At 72.6% G+C, this 14,705-nt stretch carries 8 protein-coding genes; all 8 read left to right on the top strand.

Annotated features, from left to right (window positions below; genetic code table 11):
* Positions 1-49: 49 nt before the first annotated feature.
* The 8 genes from ADK41_RS08530 to ADK41_RS08495 all read left to right on the top strand — a co-directional run bounded on the left by ADK41_RS08530 (position 50) and on the right by ADK41_RS08495 (position 14,703).
* A complete protein-coding gene (locus ADK41_RS08530; protein ID WP_030827999.1) occupies positions 50-2,461 on the top strand; it encodes a sodium-translocating pyrophosphatase in 2,412 nt (803 codons plus the stop codon).
* A 196-nt stretch (positions 2,462-2,657) separates the two neighbouring features.
* On the top strand, positions 2,658-3,248 hold the full coding sequence (locus ADK41_RS08525; RefSeq protein ID WP_030828001.1) for a hypothetical protein: 591 nt from the start codon (positions 2,658-2,660) through the stop codon (positions 3,246-3,248).
* Positions 3,249-3,284: 36 nt separating this feature from the next.
* Positions 3,285-4,814: a DUF7059 domain-containing protein gene (locus ADK41_RS08520; RefSeq protein WP_030828004.1), complete on the top strand. Its 1,530-nt coding sequence runs from the start codon at positions 3,285-3,287 to the stop codon at positions 4,812-4,814.
* Positions 4,815-5,102: 288 nt separating this feature from the next.
* Positions 5,103-5,300, top strand: coding sequence for a hypothetical protein (locus tag ADK41_RS08515; protein ID WP_030828006.1), 198 nt, complete (start codon positions 5,103-5,105; stop codon positions 5,298-5,300).
* A 246-nt stretch (positions 5,301-5,546) separates the two neighbouring features.
* The gene (gene topA, locus ADK41_RS08510; protein ID WP_030828008.1) at positions 5,547-8,372 is read left to right on the top strand and encodes a type I DNA topoisomerase; all 2,826 of its coding nucleotides are present in this window, start codon (positions 5,547-5,549) and stop codon (positions 8,370-8,372) included.
* A 168-nt stretch (positions 8,373-8,540) separates the two neighbouring features.
* Positions 8,541-11,720 (top strand): dTMP kinase, encoded by a 3,180-nt coding sequence (tmk, locus tag ADK41_RS08505; RefSeq protein ID WP_030828009.1) that lies wholly within the window; start codon positions 8,541-8,543, stop codon positions 11,718-11,720.
* An 87-nt stretch (positions 11,721-11,807) separates the two neighbouring features.
* Positions 11,808-13,013, top strand: coding sequence for a DNA polymerase III subunit delta' (locus ADK41_RS08500; protein ID WP_030828011.1), 1,206 nt, complete (start codon positions 11,808-11,810; stop codon positions 13,011-13,013).
* Positions 13,014-13,110: 97 nt separating this feature from the next.
* The gene (locus ADK41_RS08495) at positions 13,111-14,703 is read left to right on the top strand and encodes an alpha/beta hydrolase (RefSeq protein ID WP_030828013.1); all 1,593 of its coding nucleotides are present in this window, start codon (positions 13,111-13,113) and stop codon (positions 14,701-14,703) included.
* Positions 14,704-14,705: the final 2 nt, after the last annotated feature.

The following is a 14,705-nucleotide window of genomic DNA, read 5'->3' as shown; positions in this document are numbered from 1 at the left end:
TACAATCCCGTCCACATCTTGAGCTCAGCCCAAGCGTCAAGGAGGACGAATGGCGGGGCTTTCCCTCATACAAGAGTCGGACCGGTCCGCATCCCTCGCGGCCGCCGTGCTGACCGACGACAACCGCCTGCTCGTGGTGGTCATCGGCGTCGTCGCGCTGGCGGCACTGGTGGTCGCGGGCGTCCTGGTGCGCCAGGTCCTCGCGGCCGGCGAGGGCACCGACGGCATGAAGAAGATCGCGGCAGCGGTCCAGGAGGGCGCGAACGCCTATCTGGCCCGTCAGCTGCGCACCCTCGGCGTATTCGCCGTCATCGTGTTCTTCCTGCTCATGCTGCTGCCCGCGGACGACTGGAGCCAGCGTGCCGGACGGTCGGTGTTCTTCTTGATCGGAGCGGCGTTCTCGGCGGCCACCGGATATATCGGCATGTGGCTCGCCGTGCGCAGCAATGTACGGGTCGCGGCGGCGGCGCGCGAAGCGACTCCGGCCGAGGGCGAGCCGGAAAAGGATCTCACCGCCGTCTCGCACAAAGCGATGAAGATCGCTTTCCGTACGGGCGGTGTCGTCGGCATGTTCACCGTCGGTCTCGGCCTGCTGGGCGCCTCCTGCGTGGTGCTGGTGTACGCGGCCGACGCCCCGAAGGTGCTCGAGGGGTTCGGTCTCGGGGCCGCGCTGATCGCGATGTTCATGCGGGTCGGCGGCGGCATCTTCACCAAGGCCGCCGACGTCGGCGCCGACCTGGTCGGCAAGGTCGAGCAGGGCATTCCGGAGGACGATCCACGCAATGCCGCGACCATCGCCGACAACGTGGGCGACAACGTCGGCGACTGCGCGGGCATGGCGGCCGACCTGTTCGAGTCGTACGCCGTGACCCTGGTGGCCGCGCTGATCCTGGGCTCGGCGGCGTTCGGCGACGCCGGGCTCGCCTTCCCGCTGCTGGTGCCCGCCATCGGTGTCCTCACCGCGATGGCCGGCATCTTCGCGGTGGCCCCGAGGCGCGCCGACCGCAGCGGCATGAGCGCGATCAACCGGGGGTTCTTCATCTCCGCGCTGATCTCGCTCGTCCTGGTCGCGATCGCCGTGTTCGTCTATCTGCCGTCGTCGTACGCCGATCTCGACGGCGTCACCGACGAGGCGATCCTGGGCAGGGACGGCGACCCGCGGATCCTCGCGCTCGTCGCGGTGGCCATCGGCATCGTGCTCGCCGCCCTCATCCAGCAGCTCACCGGCTACTTCACCGAGACCACCCGGCGTCCCGTGCGGGACATCGGCAGGACCTCGCTCACCGGCCCGGCCACCGTCGTCCTCTCCGGTATCTCGATCGGTCTCGAATCCGCCGTCTACACCGCCCTGTTGATCGGCCTCGGCGTGTACGGGGCGTTCCTGCTCGGCGGCACGTCGATCATGCTGGCGCTGTTCGCGGTGGCGCTGGCCGGCACCGGACTGCTCACCACGGTCGGTGTGATCGTCGCGATGGACACCTTCGGCCCGGTCTCCGACAACGCGCAGGGCATCGCCGAGATGTCCGGCGACGTGGAGGGCGCGGGCGCCCAGGTGCTCACCGACCTGGACGCGGTCGGCAACACCACCAAGGCCATCACCAAGGGCATCGCGATCGCCACGGCCGTACTGGCGGCGGCGGCGCTGTTCGGCTCCTACCGGGACGCCATCACCACCGGCGCGCGGGACGTGGGCGAGAGGCTCAGCGGTGAGGGCGCGCCGATGAGCCTGATGATGGACATCTCCCAGCCCAACAACCTCGTCGGTCTGATCGCGGGCGCGGCGGTCGTCTTCCTCTTCTCGGGGCTGGCGATCAACGCGGTGTCGCGGTCGGCGGGTTCGGTGGTCTACGAGGTGCGGCGGCAGTTCCGCGAGAAGCCCGGGATCATGGACTACAGCGAGGAGCCGGAGTACGGCAAGGTCGTCGACATCTGCACCAAGGACGCCCTGCGCGAGCTCGCCACGCCCGGACTGCTCGCCGTGACGGCGCCCATCTTCATCGGGTTCACGCTCGGCGTCGGCGCCCTGGGCGCCTTCCTCGCGGGCGCGATCGGCGCGGGCACCCTGATGGCGGTCTTCCTCGCCAACTCCGGTGGCGCCTGGGACAACGCGAAGAAACTCGTCGAGGACGGCCACCACGGCGGCAAGGGCAGCGAGGCCCATGCGGCCACCGTCATCGGCGACACCGTCGGCGACCCCTTCAAGGACACCGCCGGACCCGCGATCAACCCCCTGCTGAAGGTGATGAACCTGGTGGCGCTGCTCATCGCGCCCGCGGTCGTCAAGTTCTCCTACGGCGCGGACAGGAGCGTCGGGTTGCGGGTGCTCGTCGCGGTCCTGGCGCTGCTCGTGATAGTCGGCGCGGTGTACGTGTCCAAGCGGCGCGGCATCGCGGTGGAGGACGAGGACGAGGATGACGCCGAGCCGGAACCCAAGTCCACCGATCCGGCGGTGGTTTCCTAGCGCCGGGCGGCGGACACCGGATCAAGGTGAGGGCGGGCGGCGCGTATTGACGCGCCGCCCGCCCTCTTTTTTCCGCCCGCGGGGTCCATGCCGTGAGCCTTCTCTCGCGTGGTGCAAATGGCTTCAAAAGTCCCTTACCGGATGTTCGGCGGGTGGGTGTAGGCCATCCGGCGTGTATGTTCCGGGGCCGAAGGCCATGGAAGGGACCAATCCGGTGAACAAGAAGCTCGCGGCCGCACTGTCCGGCGGTGCGGTACTGGTACTGGCGCTGACGGGATGCGGCGGCGACGACGGCAACGAGAAGCTGGACGCCTGGGCGAAGCAGGTCTGCGACGCGGTGCAGCCGCAGGCCGCGAAGATCAAGTCGGCCAACGCCGCGATCCAGAAGGAGACCTCGGACAACAGCACGCCGGAAGAGGTCCAGAAGGCCGACTCGAAGGCCTTCCAGGACATGTCCGACGCCTACAAGGCGATCGGCGCCGCCGTGAACAAGGCCGGGGCGCCGGACGTCGAGGACGGGGAGAAGAAGCAGAAGGACGCGGTCAAGGAGCTCAACGGCATCTCCGCGTCGTACGCCTCGCTGAAGAAGCAGGTCGACGGCCTCGACACGGGCGACCAGGCGGAGTTCGCCGACGGTCTGAAGGACATCGCCGCCGAGCTGGACAAGCTCGGCAAGAGCGGCAGCAACGCCCTCAGCACGCTGGAGGAGGGCGAGGTCGGCGAGGCGATGTCCCGGCAGCCCAGCTGCCGGACGGCCACCGCGACGGCGGGGACCGCCAAGAGCTGACACCGCGGGACGCACCGGGTGGGGGCGGCGGCCACAATGGAGGGCGTGAGTGACGCCAGCCTGCCGCCCCTGCCCTCGTCCGACCGCCCCGAAGCCGCCGCCCGGCTGCGGGACGCACTGCTCGGAGCCTCCTTCACCGCCGACGGACTGCTCGAACTGCTCGGCGCCCCCGCCTACGCGGCGCTGGCCCGCAGCGAGACGGTGCCCGCCCTGAGGGCCACCCGCGGGGACACACCGCTGGAGACGCTCGTACGGCTGTTCCTGCTGCAGCAGCCCGTGCCGCACGCGCGCGTGGCGGACGTCCTGCCCGTCGACGTCTGCCTGGAGAGCGGGTGGCTGACGCGCGCCGGCGCGGGCGACCTCACCGCGACCGTGGACGTACGGCCGTACGGCGGGCCGGGCGGCGAGGACTGGTTCGTCGTGTCCGACCTCGGGTGCGCGGTCGGCGGCGCCGGGGGCATCGGCAGCCGGGACGAAGGCGTGGTGCTCGGCGTCGGCGGGGCGTCCACGACCCTGGCCGGCATCACCGTCCGTACGCCCGTGGCCTCCGCGCTCGACCTCGGCACCGGGTCCGGCATCCAGGCGCTGCACGCCGCCCGGCACGCCACGCGCGTGACGGCCACCGACGTCAACCCGCGCGCCCTGCACATCACCGCGCTCACCCTGGCCCTCTCCGGGGTCCCGGCCGCCGACCTGCGCGAGGGCTCGCTGTTCGCCCCGGTCCGGGACGACGAGACATACGACCTGATCGTGTCCAACCCGCCCTTCGTGATCTCGCCGGGCGCCCGGCTCACCTACCGGGACGGCGGGATGGGCGGGGACGATCTGTGCCGCACGATCGTTCAGGAGGCGGGGGAACGGCTGAACGAGGGCGGGTTCGCGCAGTTCCTCGCCAACTGGCAGCACGTCGAGGGGGAGGACTGGCAGGACAGACTCAGGTCATGGGTGCCCCGCGGGTGCGACGCCTGGATCGTGCAGCGGGAGGTGCAGGACGTCACCCAGTACGCCGAGCTGTGGCTCAGGGACGCCGGCGACCACCGCGGCGACCGGGACGAGTACCGGGCGCGGTACGACGCGTGGCTGGACGAGTTCGAGGCGCGCAAGGTGAGGGCGGTCGGCTTCGGCTGGATCACCCTGCGCAAGTCGGGCTCCGCCGCGGAGTCGATCACGGTGGAGGAGTGGCCGCACCCGGTCGAGCAACCGCTCGGCGAGACGGTCAGGGCGCACTTCGACCGGCTCGACTACCTGCGGACGCACGACGACGCGGCGCTCCTCGAAGCGCGCTTCGCGCTGGCCGCCGAGGTTGTGCAGGAGCAGGTCGGACTGCCCGGCGCCGAGGACCCGGAGCACGTCGTACTGCGGCAGAACCGCGGGATGCGCCGGGCCACCAAGGTGGACACGATCGGTGCGGGCTTCGCCGGCGTGTGCGACGGCACCATGGGCGCGGGCCGGATCCTGGACGCCATCGCCCAGCTCCTCGGTGAGGATCCCGTACTGCTGCGCGACCGGACGCCGGCCCAGATCCGGCTGCTCGTGGAGCAGGGTTTCCTGGAGCCCGTCGGCTGACACGAGCGGCGGCGGTCTCCCGAGCGGTCCCATGGGGCACCCCGGCAGGTCGCCCCATGAGTCACGTCACTGTCTCCTGTCGCATCTTTCACGCCTGTCGCGGCCGCCGCCCCGGCTCTTTCCCGTCGATCCGGAATGTCCGTGAAAGGTTCCCCGGACCGGTCCCCGGACACGTGACCGGGCCCGTGGCCCTCGCGTTCACCTCCGCTTCGCCTGCCCGCCGCCCGGGCGTGGCAGCGTCACTCCGGGGCCGGTACCGGCGGACGGGAAAGAGGGCATCGGGCGACCATGGAGAGCGGACCGGCGATCTTCGCGGGGATGGTGTTCTGCCTGTTCGGAGGCGGATTGCTGGCCTGGACCGTGACCCGCGCGCGGCAGCGCCGTCCCGTCGCCCAGGGTGTGAGCCCCGTCGCATCGATCACCGTCGCGGGACTCGTCGCGATGATCTCCCTGGCCCTCGGCGCATGGTGTCTGACCCGCCTGTGAGGGGCGCGGAACCCCGGCGGCCTCCAGTAACCGGTAGATCGCACTCCGCATAAGCGCGGGCGGAGTCTGGACACTCCGGGCGGCAGGAACGGTGGTAGTCGGGTTACCGTTCGAGTGGCCGTTGCGGGCTTTTCCCGTTTGACACGGGGGCGGGATGTACCGTCACACTCCGCAGCGTCACCATGACCCGACCCCGGGGGAGACCGCCTGGGGAGCCCCAAGCGTCGACCGGAGAGAAGAGCGAAGTTGTCCCCGACCAGCGAGACCGCGAAGGGCGGCCGCCGACTCGTCATCGTCGAGTCGCCTGCCAAGGCGAAGACGATCAAGGGCTACCTCGGCCCTGGCTACATCGTCGAGGCGAGCGTCGGGCACATTCGCGACCTTCCCAACGGCGCCGCCGAGGTGCCGGAGAAGTACACCGGCGAGGTGCGCCGCCTCGGCGTGGACGTCGACCACGACTTCCAGCCGATCTATGTGGTCAACGCGGACAAGCGGGCCCAGGTCAAGAAGCTCAAGGACCTGCTCAAGGAGTCCGACGAACTCTTCCTCGCCACCGATGAGGACCGCGAGGGCGAGGCCATCGCCTGGCACCTGCAGGAAGTGCTCAAGCCGAAGATCCCGGTCAAGCGGATGGTCTTCCACGAGATCACCAAGGACGCGATCCGCGCGGCCGTGGCCAACCCGCGCCAGCTCAACCAGAAGCTGGTCGACGCGCAGGAGACCCGCCGCATCCTCGACCGCCTCTACGGCTACGAGGTCTCGCCGGTCCTGTGGAAGAAGGTCATGCCCCGGCTGTCCGCCGGCCGGGTCCAGTCCGTCGCCACCCGGCTCGTGGTGGAGCGGGAACGCGAGCGCATGGCGTTCCGTTCCGCCGAGTACTGGGACCTGACGGGCACCTTCGCGACCGGCCGGGCCGGGGACGCGAGCGACCCGTCGTCCCTCGTCGCCCGCCTGCAGACCGTCGACGGCAGGCGGATCGCGCAGGGCCGCGACTTCGACTCCCTGGGACAGCTGAAGAGCGCGAACACGCTCCACCTGGACGAGGCGAACGCCCGCGCCCTGGCCGCCGCCCTGGAGAACACGCGGTTCGCCGTGCGTTCCGTCGAGTCCAAGCCGTACCGCCGCTCGCCGTACGCCCCGTTCCGTACGACGACGCTGCAGCAGGAGGCTTCGAGGAAGCTCGGCTTCGGCGCCAAGGCGACCATGCAGGTCGCCCAGAAGCTGTACGAGAACGGCTACATCACTTACATGCGCACGGACTCGACGACCCTGAGCGAGACGGCGGTCGCCGCCGCCCGCGCCCAGGTCACGCAGCTGTACGGCGCCGACTACCTGCCCCCGCAGCCGCGCACCTACGCGGGCAAGGTCAAGAACGCGCAGGAGGCGCACGAGGCGATCCGTCCCTCGGGCGACCGTTTCCGTACGCCCGCCGAGACCGGGCTGACCGGCGACCAGTTCCGGCTCTACGAGCTGATCTGGAAGCGGACCGTCGCCTCGCAGATGAAGGACGCCACCGGCGACTCCGTCACCGTGAAGATCGGCGGCACGGCGGCCGACGGCCGGGACGTCGAGTTCAGCGCGTCCGGCAAGACGATCACCTTCCACGGCTTCCTGAAGGCGTACGTGGAAGGCGCCGACGACCCGAACGCCGAGCTGGACGACCGCGAGCGCCGGCTGCCGCAGGTCGCCGAGGGCGACGCCCTCACCGCCGAGGAGATCACGGTCGACGGGCACGCCACCAAGCCCCCGGCCCGCTACACCGAGGCGTCGCTGGTCAAGGAGCTGGAGGAGCGCGAGATCGGCCGCCCGTCGACGTACGCGTCGATCATCGGCACGATCCTCGACCGCGGCTACGTGTTCAAGAAGGGCACGGCCCTGGTGCCGTCCTTCCTCTCCTTCGCCGTGGTCAACCTGCTGGAGAAGCACTTCGGCCGGCTCGTCGACTACGACTTCACCGCCCGGATGGAGGACGACCTCGACCGCATCGCGCGGGGCGAGGCGCGGGCGGTGCCGTGGCTGAAGCGGTTCTACTTCGGCGAGGGCGCGAGCAACGGTGACGCGGCCGACGCCGGCAACGGCGACGGGGACCACCTCGGCGGTCTCAAGGAGCTGGTGACCGACCTGGGCGCGATCGACGCGCGCGAGGTGTCGTCGTTCCCGGTGGGCGACGGCATCGTGCTGCGGGTCGGGCGCTACGGCCCGTACATCGAGCGCGGCGAGAAGGACACCGAGCAGCACCAGCGCGCCGACATCGCGACCGACCTGGCGCCGGACGAGCTGACCCTCGACCTGGCCGAGAAGCTGCTCGCCGAGCCGAGCGGCGACCGTGTCCTGGGCGCCGACCCGGACACCGGTCACGACATCGTCGCCAAGAAGGGCCGCTACGGCCCGTACGTCACGGAGGTGCTCCCCGAGGGCACCCCGAAGACCGGCAAGAACGCGGTCAAGCCGCGTACGGCCTCCCTCTTCAAGTCGATGTCCCTGGACACGGTGACGCTCGACGAGGCGCTGAAGCTGATGTCGCTGCCGCGGGTGGTCGGCACGGACGCCGAGGGCCAGGAGATCACCGCGCAGAACGGCCGCTACGGGCCGTATCTGAAGAAGGGCACCGACTCGCGGTCGCTGCAGTCCGAGGAGCAGCTCTTCACGATCACGCCGGAGGAGGCGCTGGCGATCTACGCCCAGCCCAAGCAGCGCGGCCGGGCCGCGGCCAAGCCGCCGCTGAAGGAGCTGGGCACCGACCCGGTCAGCGAGAAGCCGGTCGTGGTGAAGGACGGCCGCTTCGGTCCGTACGTCACCGACGGGGAGACCAACGCGACGCTGCGCTCCGGCGACAGCGTCGAGGAGATCACCCCGGAGCGCGGCTTCGAGCTGCTCGCCGAGAAGCGGGCGAAGGGCCCCGCCAAGAAGACGGCGAAGAAGACCACCAAGAAGGCGGTGGCCAAGAAGGCGCCGGCGAAGGCGACGGCCGCCAGGAAGACCGCGGCGAAGAAGACCACGGCCGCGAAGAAGACGACGGCGAAGGCGACCGCCGCCAAGAAGGCGACCGCCTCGAACGCGGCGGAGGACTGAGTCCTCCGCGCGGGGGTAGACGCCAGGGGTCGCGGACCTGCGCCGGACCCGTGTCGATCTTCGCCAAGGGTTCGGAATGCGAACGCCCCGGCAACACTTCGGTGTCGGGGCGTGGGCATGTCAGGCGCGTCGCGCCAGGCTGTCGGCTCGGGCCGATAGGCTGAACGCATGACGCGAGCCGAGCAGCCAACGGCCCCACAGCCGGCCCCCGACGACACCCTTGTCGCGGACTCCCGCGAGCGTGCCGTCCGCGCCCTGCTGCGCCGACCGCAGCTGAAACGGCTGTGGAGCGCACAGCTCGTGGGCGGGGTCGGTGACGTCCTCGCCCTCCTGGTGCTGGTCCTCCTGGCCCTTCAGGCGGCGGTCGCCGAGGGATCCTTCGGCGGGGGCTACCGGGGCGCGGCGTTCGCAGTGGCGACCGTTTTCGGGGTACGCATCCTGGCGACGCTGCTGTTCGGCGCCGTACTCCTCGGCCCGCTCACGTCGCTCACCTCGCAGGACGGACCGCTGGACCGCCGCTGGACCATGGTCGGCGCCGACGGGCTGCGCGCCGCGCTGCTCATCGTGGCGCCGCTATGGATCGACTGGACACCCGGGAACGCACTGGCCGTCCTCCTCGTCACCGCCTTCGTGACCGGAGTCGCCGAGCGGTTCTGGACGGTGTGCCGCGAGAGCGCCGCACCCTCGCTGCTGCCCGGCCCGCCGCCGGAGGGCGCGACCGTGCGCCCGCTGCCCGACCACATGGACGCGCTGCGCCGCCTGTCGCTGCGCACGGGCTTCGTGGCGATACCGCTCGCGGCCGTCACGCTCGTCGTCGCGGCCCTGCTCAACAACCTGCTCGGCACCGGGATCGACTGGTTCGGCGCGCACCAGGCGGCCCTCGCCTCGTACGTCGCGGCCGGACTGTTCGCCGCGTCGCTGTCCGTCCTGACCGTCCTGGAACTGCCCGGCACCCGCACCCCGCGCGCCCGGTCGCCGCTGGAGGGACTGCGCCGCCCGAAGAGCGCCGCCGGCGCCGACAGGGGCCGCACCGGCGCGCTGCCGCTGCTGGTGCTCGCGTCCGCGTCCGTCGCCGCCGCCGTGTCGGCCGCCGTCGCCGTGTCGGTGCTGCACGCCAAGGACCTGGGCGGCGGTCCCGTGCTGTACGGCCTGCTGGTGGGCGCGCTGACCGGCGGTGTCGTCGTCGGCATCCGCACGGCGCCCGCCCTGCTGCCGGCCCTGTCCCGGCGCCGGCTGCTCGCGCTCACGCTCGCCTTCACGGGCGTCGCGCTGCTGGCCGCCGGACTCGTACCGGACGTCACCAGCGTGGTGCTGATCATGGCGCTGGCCGGTGTCGGCGCGGGGCTCGCCGCCAACACCGGGCACACGCTGCTCGACCAGGAGACCGAGGACCAGCGGCGGGCCCGCACGACCGAGCACCTGCACGCGGTGGTCCGGGTCTTCGTGGCGCTCGGCGCGGTGATCGCCCCGCTGGTCGCCGCGGTCATCGGCCCGCACCGGCTGGAGAACGGCCGGTTCGTCTTCGCGCACGGCGGCGCCGCCTTCACGCTGATGCTGCTCGGCGCGCTGCTGCTGCCGGTGGCCGCGCTGGTCCTCGCCAAGGTCGACGACCGCTCCGGGGTGCCGCTGCGGCAGGACCTGCGCGACGCGCTGCTCGGCGGCAGCGACCCCGAGCAGGCGTCCGCCGCCTCCGGCTTCTTCATCGCCCTGGAGGGCGGCGACGGCGCCGGGAAGTCCACCCAGGCCGAGGCCCTCGCCGAGTGGATCAGGGCCAAGGGGCACGAGGTCGTGCTCACCCGCGAGCCCGGGGCGACCCCGGTCGGCAAGCGGCTGCGGTCCATCCTGCTGGACGTCTCCAGCGCCGGCCTCTCGCACCGCGCGGAGGCACTGCTGTACGCCGCGGACCGCGCGGAGCACATCGACACCGTCGTACGGCCCGCCCTGGAGCGCGGCGCCGTCGTCATCACCGACCGGTACATCGACTCCTCCGTCGCCTACCAGGGCGCCGGACGCGACCTGTCGCCGACCGAGATCGCCCGCATCAACCGCTGGGCGACCGACGGGCTGGTCCCGCATCTGACGGTGCTGCTGGACGTGGCCCCGGAGACCGCGCGGGAGCGCTTCACCGAGGCGCCGGACCGGCTGGAGTCCGAGCCCGCCGAGTTCCACGCGCGCGTGCGGGCCGGTTTCCTCACCCTGGCCGCCGCCGACCCCGGCCGCTACCTGGTGGTCGACGCGGGCCGGGAACCGGAGGCGGTCACCACGGTGATCCGGCACCGCCTCGACCAGGTGCTGCCGCTGTCCGAGGCCGAGATCCGGGCCCGCGAGGAGGCCCGCCGCAAGGCCGAGGAGGAAGCCCGCCGCAAGGCCGAGGAGGAGGCGGCCCGCAAGGCCGAGGAGGAGCGCCTGGAGCGCGAGCGCGAGGAGCAGCTCGCCCGGCTGCGCGCCGAGGAGGAGGAGCGCAAGCGGCGCGAGCTGGAGGAGGCGCAGCGGCGCGAGGCGGAACGGCAGGCGGAGGAGGCCCGGCAGCGGGCCGAGGAGGCACACCGGCGCGCGGAGGAGGAGCGGCAGCGGCTGCTCGCCGAGGAGAAGGCGCGCGCCGAGGAGGAGGCCCGCCGCAAGGCCGAGGAGGAACGCCGCCGCAAGCAGGCCGAGGAGGAGGCGCGGCTGCGCGCCGAGGCCGAGGCGCTGCGCCTGGAGAAGCAGCGCAAGGCCGAGGAGGCGCTGCTGCGCGCGGAGCAGGCCCGGCGACTGGCCGAGCAGGCGGCGGCCGCGGCGGAGGCGGGGCCGAAGACGACGGCCGCGCCCGGCGCCGCGGGCCGGCGGCCGGTCGACGAGGCGGCGACCGTGCCGACGCCCGTGGTGACGCCGACGAACGCGTCGGGCGGACCGGTCGACGAGACCGCCGTGCTGCCCCGGGTGCCGGACGAGGACGCGGGGCGGCGCTCCGGCGGCCGGTCCGGGGTGTCCGACGCCGAGGTGACGACCGAACTGCCGAAGCCGCCGGTTTTGCCGGGCGCGGCGGACGAGACGGCGGTGCTGCCTCCGGTGCGGGGGGACGAGCAGGGCCCCGCGGACCGGCGGGCGCCGTCGGGCTACTTCCGGGACGAGCGCCCGGCGAGCGGACCCGGGGGAGCCGACGGCCCCGACGACCGCACGCGCGAGCTGCCCCGGATCGACCCCGGAGAGCCCCGCCGCCGGCAGCGTTCGGACTGGGCCGAGGAGACCCCGCTGGACGACCTGCCGACGCTGGCCGACGAGCTGCTGGGCCCGCGCGACGGCGAACACGAGGACGGGCACGGTGACGACGAGGACGGTGGCCGGGGCCGCCGGGGCCGTCGGCGCTGACCGGCCGGTCCGTCGTGCGGGTGTTGTCGGTGCCCACCCGCACAATGGATGCGGCAAGGCAGACGTGACGGAAGGACGGGCTGACCCATGACCGTGTGGGACGACCTCGTCGGGCAGGAGCGGGTGAGCGAGCAGCTCGCCGGCGCCGCCCGCGACGCGGACGCGCTCGTCACCGCGGCGGCCACCGACGCGCCCCCGCCCGAGGCGTCGAGGATGACGCACGCCTGGCTCTTCACGGGCCCGCCCGGCGCGGGACGCAACCAGGCCGCGCGTGCCTTCGCCGCCGCGCTCCAGTGCGTCAGCCCCGACCGCGCCCTCGGCGGAGTCCCCGGCTGCGGCTTCTGCGACGGCTGCCACACCGCGCTGATCGGCACCCACGCGGATGTCAGCTCGGTCGCCGCCGTCGGCTCGGAGATCCTGGTCAAGGACATGCGCGACACCGTCCGCAAGTCGTTCACCGCCCCGGCGAACGGCCGCTGGCAGGTGATCCTCGTCGAGGACGCCGAGCGGCTGAACGAGAAGTCCGCCAACGCCGTCCTCAAGGCCGTCGAGGAGCCCGCCCCCCGCACCGTCTGGATGCTGTGCGCCCCCTCCCTCGAGGACGTCCTGCCGACGATCCGTTCCCGCTGCCGCCACCTCAACCTGAGCACGCCGTCGGTGGCCGCCGTCGCCGACATGCTCGTACGGCGCGAGGGCATCGAGCCGGACGTCGCCGCCGCCGTCGCCCGGGCCACCCAGGGCGACGTCGACCGGGCCCGTCGCCTGGCCACCGACCCGGCCGCCCGCGCACGCCGTGCCTCCGTGCTGAAACTGCCGCTGCGGGTCGAGGACGTCGGCGGCGCGCTGAAGGCAGCCCAGGAACTCGTCGACGCCGCCGCCGAGGACGCCAGGCAGCTCGCCGAGGAGATGGACGGCAAGGAGGCCGAGGAACTCAAGGCGGCGCTCGGCGCGGCCCAGGGCGGCCGACTGCCACGCGGCACGGCAGGCGTGATGAAGGACCTGGAGGCCGACCAGAAGCGTCGCAGGACGCGCACGCAGCGCAACACCCTCGACATCGCGCTGAGCGACCTGACCAGCTTCTACCGCGACGTCCTCGCGCTCCAGCTCGGCTCGCGCGTCGCCATCGCCAACGGCGACGCCGAGGACGTCCTGGAGCGCATGGCCCGCGGCAGTTCCCCGGAGTCCACGCTCCGCCGCATCGAGGCGATCGCGGCGTGCAGCAAGGCCCTGGACCGCAATGTGGCCCCGCTGCTCGCGGTGGAGGCGATGACGATGGCCCTCAGGGCGGGCTGACCGAGGGCGTCCGCCCAGCGGCCCGACACGGTCACCCGTACGAGGCACGACGTGCGCGCAGCGCACTCGTGCCGTCGCACACGGTTACGCTCGCGGTATGCACACAAGGCGCACCCACCGCAGGACCCGTACCGGAACCGCAGCCGCTCTGCTCGCCGCCTCCGCACTGCTGATCGCGGGCTGCTCCTCGGGGAACAGCCCGAGTACGGCCAGCGCGGCGGCGGGGGAGGCGGCGGGGGTCCTCGCCCCCCTGCCCCGCTCCACACCCGCGGCCCTCACGCCGTACTACCGGCAGAAACCGGCCTGGCGCGACTGCGGGGTCCCCGGTTTCCAGTGCGCCACGCTGAAGGTCCCGCTCGACTACGCCGAACCGACGGCCGGCGACGTGCGCCTCGCCCTCACCCGCAAGAAGGCCACGGGCCCCGGGAAGCGACTGGGCTCACTGCTGGTGAACCCCGGCGGCCCGGGCGGCTCGGCGGTCGGCTACGTGCAGGCGTACGCCGGGATCGGTTACCCGGCCGACGTGCGCGCCCGCTACGACGTGGTGGCCGTCGACCCGCGGGGCGTCGCCGGCAGCTCCCCCGTCGAGTGCCTGGACGGGCCCGGGATGGACGCGTACACGCGGACGGACGTCACGCCGGACGACGCGAAGGAGACCGGAGCGCTGGTCGCGTCGTACAAGAGGTTCGCCGAGGGCTGCGGGGCGGACGCACCGAAGCTGCTGCGCCACGTGTCCACCGTCGAGGCGGCCCGGGACATGGACATCGTCCGGGCCGCGCTGGGCGACGGGAAGCTGAACTACGTCGGCGCCTCGTACGGCACCTTCCTCGGCGCGACGTACGCCGGGCTGTTCCCGGACCGGGCGGGCCGGCTGGTGCTGGACGGCGCGATGGACCCCTCGCTGCCCGCGCGGCGGCTCAACCTCGAGCAGGCGGAGGGCTTCCACACGGCGTTCGCCGCCTTCGCGAAGGACTGCGTGCGGCGGAGCGGCTGCCCGCTTGGCGGCCGGAGCACCGGCGTCGGGCGGGCCGGCGACAACCTCAGGGCGTTCTTCGAGAAGCTCGACGCCCGGCCGATCCCCACCGGTGACGCCGACGGCCGCAGGCTCACCGAGTCGCTCGCGACGATCGGCGTCATCGCCGCGATGTACGACGAGGGCGCCTGGCCGCAACTGCGCGAGGCGCTGACGGCCGCGATGAAGGAGAACGACGGCGCCGAACTCCTCCTCCTCTCCGACAGCTACTACGAACGTGACGCGCACGGCGACTACAGCAACCTGATGTTCGCCAACGCCGCCGTGAACTGCCTGGACCTCCCGCCCGCCTTCGACTCCCCGGACGAGGTGCGGCGCGCGCTCCCCGCCTTCGAGAAGGCGTCCCCGGTGTTCGGCGAGGGCCTCGCCTGGGCCTCGCTGAACTGCGCGTACTGGCCGGTGCGAGCCACGGGTGAGGCCCGGCGCATCGAGGCGAAGGGCGCGGCCCCGATCGTCGTGGTCGGCACCACCCGGGACCCGGCCACCCCGTACCGCTGGGCCGAGGCCCTGGCCGGCCAGCTCTCCTCGGCCCGCCTCCTCACCTACGAGGGCGACGGCCACACCGCCTACGGCCGCGGCAGCGCCTGCATCGACTCCGCGATCAACGCCTACCTGCTCGCCGGCACCCCGCCGAAGGACGGAAAGCGCTGCTCGTAGCC

Origin of the sequence: Streptomyces caelestis (assembly GCF_001279005.1) — a bacterium.
Lineage (GTDB): Bacteria > Actinomycetota > Actinomycetes > Streptomycetales > Streptomycetaceae > Streptomyces > Streptomyces heliomycini.
Note: the sequence above shows the minus strand (reverse complement) of the source record. Positions and strands in the feature narration are given on the sequence as shown.

Bases quoted from the DNA above. Each gene is read 5' to 3' on its own strand.
- ADK41_RS08530 (WP_030827999.1), top strand. From the start codon at position 50: ATGGCGGGGCTTTCCCTCATACAAGAGTCGGACCGGTCCGCATCCCTC.
- ADK41_RS08525 (WP_030828001.1), top strand. From the start codon at position 2,658: ATGGAAGGGACCAATCCGGTGAACAAGAAGCTCGCGGCCGCACTGTCC.
- ADK41_RS08520 (WP_030828004.1), top strand. From the start codon at position 3,285: ATGGAGGGCGTGAGTGACGCCAGCCTGCCGCCCCTGCCCTCGTCCGAC.
- ADK41_RS08515 (WP_030828006.1), top strand. From the start codon at position 5,103: ATGGAGAGCGGACCGGCGATCTTCGCGGGGATGGTGTTCTGCCTGTTC.
- tmk (WP_030828009.1), top strand. From the start codon at position 8,541: ATGACGCGAGCCGAGCAGCCAACGGCCCCACAGCCGGCCCCCGACGAC.
- ADK41_RS08500 (WP_030828011.1), top strand. From the start codon at position 11,808: ATGACCGTGTGGGACGACCTCGTCGGGCAGGAGCGGGTGAGCGAGCAG.
- ADK41_RS08495 (WP_030828013.1), top strand. From the start codon at position 13,111: ATGCACACAAGGCGCACCCACCGCAGGACCCGTACCGGAACCGCAGCC.